We start from the raw sequence: 15,701 nt of genomic DNA, 5'->3' as shown, positions 1-15,701 counted from the left end.
CAGTGCAAATCGCAGCGACCGGGAGCAGTGCTATCAAAGCGTGCTGTCATTCTGGAGGTTTCTTTCCTGATTATGCCTAAGCTCAATAGTTTCGATTTTTTACAGGATCATTGTTGAATGATCTTTTCTTTGAATGGAGAATTGCGCGAATAATTTACCGCCTAAAAAGTTCTCGAGGAAAGATCTGATCATGAGCGATGTGGCCTATGAGAGGCACAGCTGGCTGGAGGATATACTGGCCATCGTGCTGGGCACGCTATTTATTGCACTGGGTGCCAATCTGTACCTGAACTGCGGCCTGCTGACGGGGGGAACTGCCGGGCTGGCCTTCCTGCTGCATTACCTGTCTGGTTACAGCTTTGGTCTGGTGTTTTTCGTCATCAACCTGCCGTTCTACTATCTGGCCATCAAGCGTATGGGCTGGCACTTCACCATTAAAACCTTCTGCTCGGTAGCGCTGCTGTCCGGCTGGACGGAAGTGCTGCCGCACCTGATTCACTTCTCTGATGTAAATAGCGTATTTGCCACGCTGTTCGGGGGCGGCCTGATGGGCACCGGTTTCCTGATGCTGTTCCGGCACAAGGCCAGTCTCGGTGGCATTAACATTCTGGCGCTGTACGTGCAGGATCGTTACGGCCTGCGTGCTGGCAAGCTGCAGATGGTGGTGGACTGCACTGTCGTTCTGCTGTCCCTGCTGGTGGTTGAACCGGAGCGCATCGCTCTGTCCGTGCTGGGTGCGGTGATGCTCAATCTGGTATTGACCGTTAACCACAAACCCGGCCGTTACACCGGAATGAGCTGACATTCCCCCTGCCTGATCTACACTGTCTGACGCCATGCACTGGACATGGCGGGTAAAAACAATGATCAGGGAGTGAACCGTATGGCAATTCGTCTTGGCCCCGTGCTGCAGTTTCGTGGATTTACTGGCAGCACCTGGCAGTTCTCTGCGCTGATCGTCACTGATATCGGTGACGATGTTCCCCTTCTCAAGACCGTCAGCCCGCTGCAACAGGGTAATACTGTGCATCTGGCTGATATGCCTTTTAGTAATCCCAGATACCGTGCCTGGCGTATGGAAATGAACGCTGCCCTCGGCAGCGGTGCGGTGACCTTTGAACTGGCGGGCAAGGCGTATCACCTGCACATTCCTGCTGTCGGGCAGGCTCCCAGAATGGCTTATGTATCCTGCAATGGCTTCTCTGATCCCAAGCTGATGAAGTCGGTCACGTATCCCAATGCCAACTGGAGCCGGATCAAGAGCCAGCATGACGAGCAGGGCTATCACCTGCTGCTGATGGGCGGTGATCAGGTCTATTCCGACAGCATCTGGGGCAAGGTCAGTGCACTCAAGGGCTGGCTGGAGAAGTCAGTGGATCAGCGGCAGAAAGTGAAGCTGGGTACCGCCGCTCTTAATCAGATCGACAGCTTTTTCGCCGAGCTGTATATCGAGCGCTGGTCACAGCAGGAGCCTGCGGCGATGCTGGCAGCGGTGCCCACCATCATGATGTGGGATGACCACGACATCATGGACGGTTGGGGGTCATATCCTGAAAAGCTGCATGGCAGTGACGTGCACAAGGGGATTTTTACCGCGGCCAGGCGCTACTTCCACCTGTTCCAGCAGCAGCTGAAGGACGGCGGCAACGAGGCTCATCCGGCCAGTATTGACGGCACCATGAACCTGCAGTTTGCCGGTCTGGGGAACGTCAGTATTCTGGCGCTGGATCTGCGCAGCGAGCGTCAGCCCAAGCCGATGCAGATTATTGCGCCAGACAGCTGGGACAAAATTTACGCCTGGCTTGACGGCTGGCAGCCACAGACCGCCCACGAGCCTGAACCCCAGCATTTGCTGATTCTTTCCAGTATTCCGCTGGCCTATCTTGATCTCAGTTATCTGGAAAGCCTGCTGCAGACGCTACCGGGTCAGCAGGAGCTGGAAGATGACCTGCTCGATCACTGGCGCAGTGAGGCGCATCGTCAGGAGCGTCTGCGTTTCATTCATCGCCTGTTTGATCTGGCCACCGAGAAGCATTGCCGCATTACCTTGCTGTCCGGTGATGTGCATGTGGGGGCATATGCAGTTATTGAGTCGCAACTGGCCCGGCATAAAGAGCAGGGGAAAGCCCTCTATCAGCTGGTCTCATCAGGTGTCGTGCACCCGGTGCCGCCGGCGTTGGTGCGTTATGTGCTGGAAAGCGTGGCTGGACGTGAGGAGCTGGTGGAGAAAGACATTCGCGCACGTCAGCTACCTCTGACCCGCAAAGGCAACTACCTGCTGGGGCAGCGTAACTGGCTGTCCATCGAGCCTGATGAGGAAGCGCAGAAAGGGCGTTTGTGGTGTAAGTGGTATCAGGAAGATGAGGATGAGCCGATCTGTAAAGTGATCAACTGGCGGGAATGAGGGCAGTTCCACAACGACAGTCAGGGGCGCAGTTGCGCCCCTGACTATTTTAGCCAACCGTTAATCTGCTTAGCGGGTTGCCGCAAAACGCGTGCTGACTTCATTCCAGTTAATGACATTCCAGAACGCCTGAATGTAGTCAGGGCGACGGTTCTGATAGTGCAGGTAGTAAGCGTGTTCCCAGACATCCAGGCCCAGAATGGGGGTCAGACCGTCGGAAATGACGGAGTCCTGATTGGCGGTGCTGGTGACGACCAGCTGGCCCTGTTTGTCGACAGCCAGCCATGCCCAGCCGCTACCGAAACGGGTGGTGGCTGCGGCGTTGAACTTTTCCTTCAGCTGGGCAAAAGAGCCAAAGGTGGCGGTGATGGCATCACCCAGTGCACCGGTGGGCTCACCACCCCCTTCAGGGCTCATGACCAGCCAGAACAGGCTGTGGTTGGCATGACCGCCACCGTGGTTACGGATGGCACCACGAATGGCTTCAGGGATGGCATTCATATCTTCCAGCAGTTTCTCTACTGGCAGGGCTTGCAGGTCAGGGTAGTCTGACAGGGCCGTGTTCAGACCATTGACGTAAGTCTGATGATGCTTGGAGTGGTGGATCTCCATGGTGCGTGCATCAAGATGAGGTTCCAGAGCGTCGTAGGCGTAAGGCAAGGAAGGAAGAGTATGAGACATGCTGTGCTCCTGCGTGCGAGGGTATCGCTCAGTGAATAAGGGGTCACCGGGTGACAAAGTGGCGGTATTGACCGCCGGGCAGGGAAGTATTTAACGCTAATAAAAATGATTATCAACCGTTTTATCTGTTTGAATTGAAAGGCGACACTCTGGTGTCAGATTGCGAACGGTGGCGGTCTGAGCTGCAGATTTAAAAAAGGCTCAGGGAGAGGAAGACGTTGATCGGATTACGAGTCGGTTCCGGGATGATGCAGAGATTTCGAGGCGGGTTGCCTGTTCTGGCAACCCGCCTCAGGGGGCAATCGCGCTGAGCCGGTTAAGCCAGCACTTTCAAACCGACGACGGAAATGACCAGTAGCAGCAGGCATGCTGCTTTCAGCAGGGTAACGGTTTCGCCCAGCAGCAACATGCTCATCAGTGCCGTTCCGGCAATGCCGACGCCACACCAGACGGCATAAACGGTGCTCAGGGGTAAGTGAGCCATGGCTTTGGTCATCAGCGTGAAGCTCAGACCGGCCATCAGGATAAAGCCAAAGGTCGGCCATATTCTGGTCAGACCTTCGGACATTTTGAGGAAATAGGTAAAGCCTACCTCGGCCATACCGGCCAGCAGCAAACAGAACCAGGGATTCATTTTTTCTACCTCTGCCCGCGAAAGTAAGCCGGGCCATGACTTCCCGAAGACACCGGAGTGGGTCTGCCTGAGAATTTGTCTTTCTGGAAAGATATGCTAGCGATAGTTTATCTTTCTGGCAAGATAAATAACCTTTGAAGATTGCAACCTCATGACAGATGAGGTGATTGGCCTGCCAATTTATAGTTGTCCGAGACCAAAAGAGAGAGCACAGATAGCTGATGAAGACACATGCACCGGTCGAAACGCTCATTGAGCTGGTGTCAAAATCCTGGCCCCAGGCCCTGCACGCCAAAGCCCCCGGCGTCTGGTCGGTCTATCGTACCTACGACTCACTGATTGCTGCCTATGCCAACGCCATTGCTCCACTGGGGCTGCAGGTTGCCGATGCCGAAGCGCTGGCTGCATTGCGTTCACAGGGTGAGCCTTACATGCTCAGCCCGACACAGTTGTGTTACTTCATGCTGATCAGTTCCGGTGGCTTAACCAAGGTGCTCAAACGCCTGGAAACGCAGGAGTGGGTAGAGCGTGTGCCTAATCCCGATGACGGGCGCAGCCAGCTGGTGAAGCTGGCGCCGAAGGGGATCGCTGTACTGGAGGAGGCCGTCATCGCTGTCGCAGCGGTTGAAAAGCAGAGCATGGCCGGTATAACCCAGGAAGAGCATGATCAGTTGCAGCGCCTGCTGGCCAAAATGGCAGCCAATCTCAATCAGGACTCGTCAGCGTGAATTGTGAGGCGAACGGCAAACAGCGAATTTGAAAGCAAGACGCGGAGTGAGTCACCTTCTTGCTATGCGTAGGCTGAAGGGGTGTTTGCCAGAGGATCAATACCATGTCTGCGTCTACTGAAAAATCTCACACCAGTGGCACCGTCCATACTGCTGCCGAGCGTCGCTTGCAAAAGCGTCTGCAGACCGAGGCGGATCCGCGCTGGCAACAGGTCGTGAGCCGTGACAAGTCAGCAGATGGGCAGTTTTACTACAGCGTGGCAACGACCGGCGTCTATTGTCGCCCGAGCTGCGCAGCGCGAACTGCCCTGCCTGAGAACGTCGATTTTTTCCTGACGCCTGTGCAGGCTGAGCAGGCTGGATTTCGACCCTGCAAGCGCTGCAAACCTGATCAGCCTTCACTGGACATGCAGCAGATGGAAAAAGTGGCGCAGGTGTGCCGTCTGATCAAAGAAGCGGAGCAGGAGCCTTCGCTGGACACGCTGGCCGCTACCGTCGGGCTGAGCGTGTTTTATCTGCATCGTCTGTTCAAACGCCTGACGGGGCTGACTCCCAGAGAGTTTGCCGCCGGGGTACGGGCAGAACGTATGCGAGCTGCATTACAGGACGAAGCCAGGGTGACGGATGCCATTTATCAGGCGGGTTATCAGTCCAGCAGCCGATTTTATGAGCATGCTGATCAGCTGCTGGGTATGACGCCCAGTCGCTACCGTGCTGGCGGCAAGGACACTCTGATTCGCTTTGCTCTGGCTCAGTGTTCGCTGGGTGCCCTGTTGGTGGCGGGCAGTGACAAGGGCCTGTGTGCTATCTGGCTGGGGGATGATGCTGAGCGGCTGCTGTTGCAGCTGCAGGAAGCGTTTCCGGCTGCGGAGCTGATCGGTGCTGATGCCGAGTTCGAGCAGTGGGTGGCACAGGTTGTCGGCATGGTCGAGCAACCAGCGGTCGGCATCAGTTTGCCGCTGGATATTCGCGGCACGGCTTTTCAGCAGCGGGTGTGGCAGGCGTTGCTGCAGATTCCTGTCGGGCAAACTCTGAGTTACAGCGAAGTGGCGCAACGTATCGGTTCACCCAAAGCAGTGCGTGCGGTCGCCAGTGCCTGTGCGGCCAATATGCTGGCCGTGGCCATCCCTTGCCATCGGGTTGTACGTAATGATGGCAGTTTGTCCGGCTATCGCTGGGGGCTGGAGCGCAAAGCCCGGCTGCTGCAGCAAGAGCAACAGAGCCGTGATGTACCCTGATGGTGAGCCGGTTCCTCTCCCCATTTTTCCAGTAAGCAGGTGCCTATGGCGGTAATATCGAACAAACAGGGTGCTGCGATGCAGCTAAGCATAGCGTTGCCGGAGAACTTTCGTCGGCAGGACTTTCTGGCCTTTCATCGTCGTGATGCTGATCAGTTGTCTGAGCATGTCACTGAAGACAGCTTGCTGAAAGGTGTGGTCTGGCAGGGGCAACCTGCCTGCCTGAGCCTGTTTTTCACTGAGCGGAATATCTCAGTCACACTGGATTCCGACACAGCATGCTCTGCCGATGGGCAGCGTACCCTTGAGGCCTGGGTCAGGCATATGCTGGGGCTCAATCAGCCGGTGGCGCATTTCGAGCAGCATTTTGCCGCTGATCCTGTCGTGGGGCCATTGCTGCAGCGTCAGGCTGGGCTGCGCGTACCGCAATCCGCCAGCGCATTTGAGGCGGTAGCCTGGGCCATTATTGGCCAGCAGATCAGTGTCAGTGTGGCGATTGCGGTGCGACGTAAACTGATCCAGCACGCTGATCTGCGGCATACCTCAGGACTGTTTTGCCATCCTGATGCACTGGCAGTAGCTCGTATGGATGAAGAACAGCTAAGGTCGTTGGGATTCTCCCGCAGCAAGGCAATCGCCTTACTGGGAGTGGCCAGAGATGCGGAGCTGGTAGCGCTGCTTGCGCAGCCTGTGGTGACGGCGGCGCAGGCTGAAGCGGTAAGCTGCCGACTGCTGGCCGTGAAAGGCATTGGCCCCTGGACTGTCAGCTATGCGCTGTTGCGCGGCTTTGGCTGGCTGGATGGTTCGCTGCACGGCGATGTGGCGGTACGGCGCAATCTGCAGCAGTTGCTGCAGCGTCCGGAAAAAATATCCGACAAGGAAACGGCAGAGTGGCTGCAGGCATTCTCACCGTGGCGCGCCCTGATGGCTGCCCATCTGTGGGCACAGCAGTCCAGTGCCGGATATTGAACTGAACCCCTGCACGCAAAAGCAGTAACCCAAACAAAAAGCAGTGACCGATTGGCCACTGCTTTGGGCTTCCTGATATGGCTCAGGCGTCGTGGTTGACGCCGTTAGCCGCCTCCTCACGTCGCCGTTTGACTTCATAGGCGATGGCCAGCAGTACGGTAATACTGATCATGACCAGACCCAGTGCGTTCACCGCAGGAGTGAGCCCTGTTCTGACCTTGGACGCGATATAGACGGTCAGGGTGGTGTCGTAGCCTTTGACGAACAGGGTGGTGTTGTAGTTCTCAAAGGACTGCAGAAAGGCGATGACCGCTGCCGAAATGATCGCGGGCTTGAGATAGGGCAGCATGATACGGCGGAAAATCTGCCAGTGACTGGCTCCCAGACTCAGGGCCGCCTGTTCCAGCGTACGATCAAAACGCTGCAGGCGGGCCAGTACCATCAGCATGATGTAAGCGGCGATAAAGGTCGTCTGGGCGATGACCGTCAGAAAGATACCGCCGGTGACATCCAGACCTTTCCAGAAAATCAGCGTTGAGATACCGATGATGACTCCAGGTGTCAGGAGAGGGGACATCATCAGGGAGTACACAAAGGTTTTGCCTTTGCCTTCCACCGTTGACAGAAACAAGGCGCAGGCGACGCCGATCGGTAGTGCCACGATCATTACGCCAGCGGCAACCCAGACGCTGTTGCCTAGCGCCTGCCACATACCTTCGTCCTGCCACAGGGCATCGAACCATTTAAGGGTAAAACCCTTCCACGGCATGATGGTGGGGAAGCGGCTGTCGTTGAAGGTGGCCGTTGACATGATGATCAGCGGAATAAATAGATAGATGAAAAACAGGGTCAGATAGGCACGGATACCCCATTTGAGCAGGCTTTGTGAACTCATTTGGCGATGTCCCCCAAACCGACCTTGAACACTTTCATCACCAGTCCGATAAAGCCGATGCAGAGAATCAGCAGCAGGAATGCGTAGGCTGCACCCTGGTTCCAGTTACCCCCTTCAAAGAACCAGTTGTAGATGATCTGGGTGAACCAGCGGCTGCCCGGTGAGCCCAGCAGTGCAGGGACGGCGTAGCTGCCTGCAGCCAGCATGAAGGTCATGATGCAGCCCGTGGCGATGCCGGGTTTGGCATGCGGGATGATGATGCGCAGATGGGTTTTGGCCCAGCTGGCGCCGAGATTGCGGGCAGCACGAATCTGGTTGGCATCAAGGCTTTCCAGCGCGTTATACAGCGGGAAGATCATGAACAGAATATAGGCATAGACCATCCCCACCATGACGCCGCCATCTCCGGACAGAAAGCGCAATGGCCGGTCGATCAGCCCCAGTGCCTGCAATATGGCGTTGAGCGGTCCGTTGTAGGCAAGAATGATGTACCAGGAGAAGGTACGCAGGATTTCATTGATCCAGAAGGGAATGATCAGCAGCAACAGACACAGTGCCGCTTGTTTGGGGGTCGCCACCTTGGCCAGATAGAACGCCAGTGGGTAACTGACGACCAGCGTCAGTGCGGTGACCATGACACTGGACCAGATGGTTTTGAAGAAGATGCCGAGATGGATCTTGTTGTTGAACAGGGTGACGTAGTTGACCAGCGAATAGCCGTCTTTAGGACCGCCGATTTCACTGGGCAGCAGGTTGGGGCGGAATGAGTAGTCCACCATCAGCAGCTGCGGCAGGATCACCAGTGCTATCAGCCACACCAGCAGCAGGGCGGCAATGCCCACGCTGATCGGTGTACCGAAGCGATTGCAGAGTTGCTTAAACATGAGCGCCTCCGACAACGATGGCCTCGCTGGGCTGATAGTTAAAACTGACCTCGGCACCCGGCGTCAGGTCGGCCATATAAGCATCGGTGTTCAGCTGCACCCGTACGCCTTGCTGGTTGGCGTGCAGTCTGGCATCCATCATCACGAACGAGCCTTCAAAGTTCAGCTCATTGATAGTCATCCGCAGGCTCTGCGGGGTATCTGGTTCGCAACGGCGCAGATATTCCGGGCGCACAAACAGGCAGGCTTCTTCGCCGACCTTCAGCGACTGGCGAGTGGTGCCTGTCAGCTGGCCAAGCGGGCCGCAATCCAGTGATACGCGATCACCTTCGACGCTGCTGACCTTGCCGGTCAGCTTGTTGTTTTCGCCTACGAACGACGCGGCAAACACGGTCTGCGGATAACGATACAGCGTCATCGGATCGGCAACCTGCTGCAGCTTGCCCGCCGACATGACGGCAACACGATCTGACATGGTCAGGGCTTCACCCTGATCATGGGTGATGTAGATAAAGGTGATGCCGGTTTTGCGCTGGATCTCTTTCAGCTCGGTGCGCATGTGCTGGCGCAGTTTGAGGTCGAGTGCTGACAGGGGCTCATCCAGCAGCAGTACCCGCGGTTCTACTGCCAGTGCGCGGGCAATGGCGATACGCTGCTTCTGGCCACCGGACAGTTCGGCAACTTTCTTTTTACCGCTGTCGGGAAGGGCTACCAGATTAAGCAGACGGTCTGATACCTTTTTGCGTTCACTTCTGGCAACGCCTCGAACTTCAAGACCAAACTCGATGTTTTCCGCAACAGTCATCAACGGGAACAGCGCCAGATTCTGGAAAATCATGGAGGTAGGGCGCTTGTTGGCGGGTACGTTGCGCATATCCTCGCCACCAATACGAATGGCACCTTCTGTGGGAGAGAGGAAGCCGCTGACCATATTGAGGATGGTGGTTTTGCCACATCCTGAGGGGCCTAGAAAGCTAAAAAATTCACCTGATTCAATTTTCAGATCAGTGCGGGATACAGCAGTGAAGTCGCCAAAACGCATCACTATCTGATCCAGATGAACACTACTATCCATATTTCCGTTCTCTACTCTCACCAAGGTTGTTGCCAGGGTCGCGTGTGGCAGGTGGGAACGCTGCCTGACCCGATATCGAGATCATCCTGTCGCCTGCTGCGGCGAAACCGGCTGTCATGTTGGCAATGCGGCGATGTGAACTATTTCGCCGATGGTTATCTTGTTATGGGCAAAATGATTACAGGTACTGCGAAGTACTCCTCCGCTCGGTGAGCAGAGGAGCAGGATGTGGTATCAGCTTACGCAACGGCTGATACCGGGTCAGGCAGATCAGGCTGCCAGGTAACGGTCCTGATACTCGTTGCGCAGAGCGACGTACCATGGATCCTGGATGGGCCACCACCACAGGTTCTTCAGATCTGCATCGCTGTAGGAGTCTGTGAAGAATTTCTTGGTGGCTTCTGGCAACAGGTCTGCGGCACCTTTGGAGGTGGAGTTGTAGCCAGTGGACTTGACGAACATGGCGCCAGCATCGGGGGTGTAATACCAGTTGATGAACTCGTACACGCTATCGACGTTGTTGGCATTTTTAGGAATGACGAAGCCTTCCATCCACGCCAGTGCACCTTCTTTGGGAGCTGCATAGGCAATGGGTTCACCTTCAGACTGCAGCTTGAAGGCCGTGCTGTCCCACGTCTGACCGATAATGGCGCCGTTGGTGCGGAAGGCACCTTGCGCTTCGTTTTCGGTGGACCAGAACTGCGCAATCATGCCTTTGTGCTCGGTGGCGACTTTGAGGATCACATCAAAGTTGGCACGCATGGCTTTTTCATTCTTGTAGGAGTCCAGCAGCGGGAAGGGCAGTTTGCCAGCCTTTTCCAGCCACAGGCCGATACCTACCAGCGCGGAGTGACCGCGGACGGTAACGCCTTGGCCAATCTCGGGATTCCACAGATCACCGTAGCTGATGTTGTTGCGATCCAGCTTGGTTTTCTCGGTGTTGTAGGTGATGGCTTCGGTACCCCAGTCAGACGGAGCGAAGTAACGCTCGCCTTTGACGACGCCACCCACTTCAGAGCCGCTGATGGCGCTGTCCAGGCAGCCTTCCCATTTGATGCGTTTGGTGTCCAGTGGCTGGACCAGACCAAAATCAACATAGCCAGGAACACGGTCAACGGTTGGCATGATGATGTCAAAGCCACTGCCATCGGTAGCGCGCAGGCTGTTCATCAGCTCATCGTTGGTACCGTAGGGAGTGAAAGTAGCGTTGATGCCGGTTTTGGCTTTGAAGTCAGCCAGCATCTCATCAGTGATATAGCCAGCCCAGGCATAGATGCGCAGCTCTTTGGCGGCGGCATAGGATTTGTTGATATAGAAGGGTGCAGAGGCGACTGCACCGGCTGCCAGGGCGCCCTGCACGAAGCGACGACGGGAAATGCTCATACCATACTCCTGTAGAGAAGATTAGTTTTATCGGTCTACAACCACTGACAAGTGGGCCATACGGATTCTGATTCCAAAGCAATACCATGAAGAATGTATGACAGTCCTGAGAAATTACCCATAAAAGTGATGCGTTCGCGCGCTGTTTGGCGCAAATAAATAGATAGGAGTCGCTTTTGAAAATATTTTCTTCGACTTAAAAACCATGTTTATTTCGTATGAAAATTAAAACAAGGTTTTTAAGTTTCATACGAGTGTTTTAATGCAGATTTTACCGGCCTTTTTTGGGGCTGCCGGGTAGCAAAAAAGATGGAGGCGTTCCCTAACCTGTGTCCTGGATAAATGACAGGGCTCGAGTGCTAACCAAGTGCAGCTCAGACGCAATGTAGTCAGAGGATCGGTTACGTGTTTAGCTTCTGTTGGAAAGTGGCATTGGTTAGGAGCCGCATGGGGTAAATACAAAGAGGACAGAGAAGTTTTTAAGGTCAGAAGTGCCGAAGTGTGACATAGCGATCACTGTAAATCGTTAAAGTAAGGCCAGTTTGCGCCTATCTTTGGCTAGTCAGGCCCGGCTTTTCAAATCATTGATAAAAATATTTATAAAAAAGATAATCGTTCTCGTTAACTTTGTTTCAGGCGAGATACGAATCCCCATGACGCTGTTCCCCAGACCTTCCTTGGTTGCACTAGCTGTGCTTGCTGCTCACACTCCTGTTCATGCCGATACTTTGCAACTGGATACACTCTCTGTGCAGGCCGATGTGGAATCCAGTTCCACAGTGAAAAGTGCTGCTGGTGACGACAGTCAGGCGCTGACAGTGAATGCCGTTGATCAGAACAAGATCGAAGCCGTACAGCCTCGTAGTTTGTCTGATGCCATTGATACCCTGCCGGGCATTCAAAAAGCGGGGACGAACAACTCTGATTACGTATCACGTGGTTTTGCCCTGACACGTGACAATATGAAGATGGACGGTATGAATGCCTGGGTGCTCAAGGATCAGCAGATACCGCTGATTCTTGTGGATCGTGTGGAGGTCCTCAAAGGCGTCGGCTCAATGTACTACGGCAGTCAGGAGCCAGGCGGCGTCGTCAACATTATTACTAAGAAGCCGCAGGCGGAAAGTTACCACGAAATCAATGTTGAAGGCGGTGGCTGGGCCTCCTCTTCGACAGGCAAGGGATGGGGAGACAAAAAAGTCTCGTTCGACTCGACCGGGATGATCAGTAACCACCCTTCATTGCTTTACCGGGTGGTGGGGGAGTATGTCGATAGTCAGGGTTTTCGTGACGACGAAAAACGTAGTGGCTATTTCTTCGCGCCAATGCTGACCTGGCAGATTGATGACAAGCAGTCGCTGACCGCGCAGGTGGAAGTCACCAGATATCACTACAACTATCAGTCAGGCCTGGTTGCACCGGGGGCTGATATTCATCGTGTTGCTGCCATCACAACTAACTATCTGGGGCCACAGAACTACGCTACTGACGAGGGCGTTGCCGCATCTCTGAGCTATGAGCGTGAGCTGGCAGCCGGGTGGCAGAGTGTCACCAAATGGCGCAGTGTCTGGCACAAGGACGAGCGCGAAAATTTTGACATCAGCAGTGTGAGCGATGATGCCAGCCCGACAGTCGCTCGTTATTACCGCCATCTTTATAACCAGCAGGAGAATCACTCGCTCGATTCTTACTTCACCGGAGAAGTAACAACGGGCCAGCTGTTGCATCGATTGACCTTGGGCGGCACATACGCCTATACGCAAAATGATTTCAATCGCCTGGCGTGGGGCAGTGCCGATAGCGCTTTGAGCCTGGATGTCTATCAACCGGCAAAGAGCTATATCGATACCAGCTCTCTCAGCAGTGGTGCTGGTTCACATCGGATTTACACCTACGACACTTACAGCCTGTATGCACAGGATGTGATTGGGCTGACAGATCGCTGGGATGTGCAGCTCGGTGGGCGTTATGACTGGCAGCACCGAGAGTATGAGAGCCTCGCCTACACCAATGCCAAGGGTAAATATGTAGCTGGTTCATACACTGAGGCTGACAAAGACTATTTCACACCGACGCTGGGTACCAGTTATCGGCTTACCGACAGTATCAGGTTGCATACCTCTTATTCTGAGTCATATGAAACAAGTGCAGTCGATAAGACGGATGTCAACGGCAATAACTTTGAACCGGAGACTGGTAAGCAGTATGAAGTGGGCTTGCATGTGCAGCCTGCTACCAATTGGAATGCGGATCTGGTGTTATTCAATATTGAAAAGCGCAATGTAATCGTGACCGACAGTGATGGTGATGATGCAGCTCTGGGTAAGGTTCGCAGCAGAGGTGCTGAACTGAGTCTGGGCTGGCAGCCTGACCAGAACTGGAATCTGCAGGCGAGTTATACCTTACTGCATACACGCGTGCTGGAAGGGGACCAGGACACCAGTGACTCGGAAGAGGGGAATGAGTTTATCAACTCACCTCACCAGCAAATGGTGTTGCAGGCACAGTACCGTGCGAGCAGTGATTTGACTCTTGGAGCTCTGTGGCTGGTACAGGGGCGCCGCTATGGTAGCACCGATAACCAGTTGGTGTTGCCGGGTTACAGTAGGCTTGATCTGACCGCTGACTACCAGATCGATAAGAGCACCAGCGTGGCTCTATCGGTCAAGAATGTGCTGGATAAGCAGTACTACGTCTCTGCTGACAGTGAAACAGCCGTGTATGCGGGCGATCCTCGCTATATTTCCGCAAGGTTGAAATACGTGTTCTGATTTTTGCGTGGGCGGCATGCTCTTTGACAAGGGTATGTCGCACTAAACAGCGTAAAAAGGTAGATGGTAAGAATCTGCCGCAGCTATCAGATGAGGGTGTTTGGGGTGGTTATAACAGCGGACTTATGACTTCTGGATTACGCGACTTGAGAAATAACAAGGAGAGTTTTCGGCATGGTCCCCCCACCAGGACTCGAACCTGGATCTGCCCCTTAGGAGGGGGCCGTTCTATCCTGTTGAACTATGGGGAGTCAGAACGAGCGCTTTTATATCAATGATTTATATGGCTTTCAAGCATAGATTAGCCAAATATATCGTGAGGATGCACAAAGCTTGTCGATTCAGACATGAATTACAGAAATGGTGTAGCGGGATAGGTTATTGATTTTGCGTGTAGGTCTGATTCACGCCTTACCCAGTACATGACTCGCTGCATGATGCGTAGCCTTGCCGCTGGGTGAGTAAACCTGTTTGTCTTGCTGATGACCTTTCAGAATGTCGAGGTACTTGGCTGTCACGCTAAGAGTGCGCCCTACAACGGTATTGTTGATGTCCGTCTGGCGTTTACACTCTCCTAAAAGACTTTCCATTGCAGATAACTCTTGCTCGATCGCAGCCTTGTCTTTGAGATCTGCAATCGCTGAAAGAAAGCCGCTACGAGAAAATTCGTTGCCACGACTCTTAACCCAGTTACTTCTGGTGTCGTGGTTTGTTTCCAGACTATGAATAAGCAACTCTTTGTGGTCGACGCATTGTGCAAAGGCATCAAGGTTACGGGCACGCAAATATGATCTTTCCTGCAGCGTTGCTTCCAGGATCTGTTGGAGGAGCGAGTTAGCTTCCTTCATCAATTCAAGTATTTGCATGGTTAGGTAACCTGTCAGCCGAACATGCCGTCAATATCAAGCATCTTGTTGGCGATGCTCTGAGAATTAACACTATAGCTGCCATCCGCAATTGCAGATTTGATTCGATCCACTTTCTCCTGATCAACATCAGGTAACTGTCGAACCTGGTCCTCGATGCTCTGCATGGACTTGGCTTCTGAACTGAGCTCAACCTTGTCGCTACTACTTTTCCCTTCGTTATCAACGTCTGCAGACTTCTGCTGAGTAGAAGACTGAGACTTGATTCTCGATGTAGAAGCTTGGTTGACACCCAGACCATTGATGTCTATCGACATGATGATCTCCTTAAAAAACTAGCATTTACGAATCTGTTATCGACAACGCTATAGAGAACTTTAGAAAAATATTCACGATTTTTGCCCAATCAGTATACCTGATGTCGTAAGGGCAGTAACCCGTCAGTATCCGATGCCGACGGCTTGGGGGCCAATTACATTAGCTTGAATTTTACGCTGTGAGGCATTGTTGAGGACGGTGATACTGTCCCCTTCTTGTCCATCACTCAATGCTGTGCCCTGAGTAGTGATTTCGGCTGCGCCAGCTTTGGCGTGAATGGTCACGATATCCCCTTTCTTTACTAGCAAAGGAGGTACCAACATTTCCGGACTTAATACCGCATTGGCACTTAGGTGGCGCTTTCCCGCCATGCCGAGTACGTCATCAACTTTTTGATAGTACTGTCTTCTTAGGCTGGAAACATCGCGTTCCTCCAGCCGTACATCGTCTTTGGTGACTGGCTGTCCCCTGCTGAGATTGCGGCTGAGGATAACGATATCCTGATATAGCTTTATGGTGGCTGGTACGTAGATGGCCCAGGGAGTTGGTCCAGGGCAGCTTACCTTGACATGGACCCGTCCAATCCAGTCATCAGCATTTGATTCCACTTTCAGTGGTTTGTTGCAGTCAGAGAAAGCCAGGCGCGGATCTATCGTGTCGACAGAGACCTCAATACGCCCCGTTACCAGAGTATTTTGTCTCGTCATCTGCTCACCAATAAAAATCATGACGGCGTTTGATATCTTGTCAGCGCGTACGGCAGCATTGGCTAATGAAGAAAACACCATTGCTACTAAAATCAGAATGTGCACCAGTAGTTGAGAAAATTGCATGTAACTTCCACTTAGGTGTTTA

The 15,701-nt window shown here is 53.7% G+C and carries 15 protein-coding genes and 1 tRNA gene; 6 read left to right on the top strand and 10 right to left on the bottom strand.

Features of this window, described 5'->3' with window-relative positions; all coding sequences use genetic code 11:
• Window positions 1–190 precede the first annotated feature (190 nt).
• Window positions 191–802, top strand: coding sequence for a YitT family protein (locus QCD60_RS02080; protein WP_279781943.1), 612 nt, complete (start codon window positions 191–193; stop codon window positions 800–802).
• Between the two features lie 81 nt (window positions 803–883).
• Window positions 884–2,404: an alkaline phosphatase D family protein gene (locus tag QCD60_RS02075; RefSeq protein WP_279781941.1), complete on the top strand. Its 1,521-nt coding sequence runs from the start codon at window positions 884–886 to the stop codon at window positions 2,402–2,404.
• A 69-nt stretch (window positions 2,405–2,473) separates the two neighbouring features.
• Here QCD60_RS02075 and QCD60_RS02070 read toward each other — a convergent pair whose 3' ends face one another.
• Window positions 2,474–3,085: a superoxide dismutase gene (locus tag QCD60_RS02070; RefSeq protein ID WP_104152534.1), complete on the bottom strand. Its 612-nt coding sequence runs from the start codon at window positions 3,083–3,085 to the stop codon at window positions 2,474–2,476.
• A gap of 316 nt (window positions 3,086–3,401) precedes the next feature.
• Complete coding sequence (locus QCD60_RS02065; RefSeq protein WP_104152533.1) at window positions 3,402–3,719, bottom strand: SMR family transporter; 318 nt, start codon at window positions 3,717–3,719, stop codon at window positions 3,402–3,404.
• A 221-nt stretch (window positions 3,720–3,940) separates the two neighbouring features.
• Between QCD60_RS02065 and QCD60_RS02060 the strand changes: the two genes are divergently transcribed.
• From QCD60_RS02060 to QCD60_RS02050, 3 genes are all read left to right on the top strand, one after another.
• Window positions 3,941–4,447 carry a MarR family transcriptional regulator gene (locus QCD60_RS02060; RefSeq protein WP_279781936.1) on the top strand — a complete coding sequence of 169 codons (507 nt, stop codon included), beginning with the start codon at window positions 3,941–3,943 and terminating at the stop codon, window positions 4,445–4,447.
• 104 nt (window positions 4,448–4,551) lie between these two features.
• Window positions 4,552–5,685 (top strand): bifunctional DNA-binding transcriptional regulator/O6-methylguanine-DNA methyltransferase Ada, encoded by a 1,134-nt coding sequence (gene ada / locus QCD60_RS02055; protein WP_279781934.1) that lies wholly within the window; start codon window positions 4,552–4,554, stop codon window positions 5,683–5,685.
• Window positions 5,686–5,730: 45 nt separating this feature from the next.
• Window positions 5,731–6,654: an AlkA N-terminal domain-containing protein gene (locus QCD60_RS02050; RefSeq protein WP_279781932.1), complete on the top strand. Its 924-nt coding sequence runs from the start codon at window positions 5,731–5,733 to the stop codon at window positions 6,652–6,654.
• 82 nt (window positions 6,655–6,736) lie between these two features.
• On the opposite strand, the gene QCD60_RS02045 is transcribed toward QCD60_RS02050, so the two are convergent.
• The 4 genes from QCD60_RS02045 to QCD60_RS02030 all read right to left on the bottom strand — a co-directional run bounded on the left by QCD60_RS02045 (window position 6,737) and on the right by QCD60_RS02030 (window position 10,891).
• Entirely contained in the window at window positions 6,737–7,549 is an 813-nt protein-coding gene (locus QCD60_RS02045; protein WP_279781930.1) for an ABC transporter permease, read from the bottom strand.
• Window positions 7,546–8,433 carry an ABC transporter permease gene (locus tag QCD60_RS02040; protein ID WP_279781928.1) on the bottom strand — a complete coding sequence of 296 codons (888 nt, stop codon included), beginning with the start codon at window positions 8,431–8,433 and terminating at the stop codon, window positions 7,546–7,548. The genes QCD60_RS02045 and QCD60_RS02040 overlap by 4 nt, the downstream gene beginning before the upstream one ends.
• Window positions 8,426–9,508 carry an ABC transporter ATP-binding protein gene (locus QCD60_RS02035; RefSeq protein ID WP_279781926.1) on the bottom strand — a complete coding sequence of 361 codons (1,083 nt, stop codon included), beginning with the start codon at window positions 9,506–9,508 and terminating at the stop codon, window positions 8,426–8,428. The genes QCD60_RS02040 and QCD60_RS02035 overlap by 8 nt, the downstream gene beginning before the upstream one ends.
• Window positions 9,509–9,778: 270 nt before the next feature.
• Window positions 9,779–10,891 carry an extracellular solute-binding protein gene (locus tag QCD60_RS02030; protein WP_104152527.1) on the bottom strand — a complete coding sequence of 371 codons (1,113 nt, stop codon included), beginning with the start codon at window positions 10,889–10,891 and terminating at the stop codon, window positions 9,779–9,781.
• Window positions 10,892–11,652: 761 nt separating this feature from the next.
• Here QCD60_RS02030 and QCD60_RS02025 point away from each other — a divergent pair.
• On the top strand, window positions 11,653–13,662 hold the full coding sequence (locus QCD60_RS02025; protein WP_279781923.1) for a TonB-dependent receptor: 2,010 nt from the start codon (window positions 11,653–11,655) through the stop codon (window positions 13,660–13,662).
• A gap of 175 nt (window positions 13,663–13,837) precedes the next feature.
• Here the strand turns inward: QCD60_RS02025 and QCD60_RS02020 are convergent.
• The 4 genes from QCD60_RS02020 to flgA form a co-directional block, all read right to left on the bottom strand.
• Window positions 13,838–13,913 (bottom strand) — tRNA-Arg (locus tag QCD60_RS02020).
• Window positions 13,914–14,066: 153 nt separating this feature from the next.
• Window positions 14,067–14,528: a flagellar protein FlgN gene (locus tag QCD60_RS02015; RefSeq protein ID WP_279781921.1), complete on the bottom strand. Its 462-nt coding sequence runs from the start codon at window positions 14,526–14,528 to the stop codon at window positions 14,067–14,069.
• Window positions 14,529–14,542: 14 nt separating this feature from the next.
• Window positions 14,543–14,845 carry a flagellar biosynthesis anti-sigma factor FlgM gene (flgM, locus tag QCD60_RS02010; protein ID WP_279781919.1) on the bottom strand — a complete coding sequence of 101 codons (303 nt, stop codon included), beginning with the start codon at window positions 14,843–14,845 and terminating at the stop codon, window positions 14,543–14,545.
• Window positions 14,846–14,968: 123 nt separating this feature from the next.
• On the bottom strand, window positions 14,969–15,679 hold the full coding sequence (gene flgA / locus QCD60_RS02005) for a flagellar basal body P-ring formation chaperone FlgA (protein WP_279781917.1): 711 nt from the start codon (window positions 15,677–15,679) through the stop codon (window positions 14,969–14,971).
• Between the last annotated feature and the right edge of the window lie 22 nt (window positions 15,680–15,701).

Source organism: Pokkaliibacter sp. MBI-7 (genome assembly GCF_029846635.1).
Taxonomy (GTDB): Bacteria; Pseudomonadota; Gammaproteobacteria; order Pseudomonadales; family Balneatricaceae; genus Pokkaliibacter.
The sequence above is the reverse complement of the archived record's forward strand: the minus strand, read 5'-3'. Positions and strand labels throughout refer to the sequence as shown.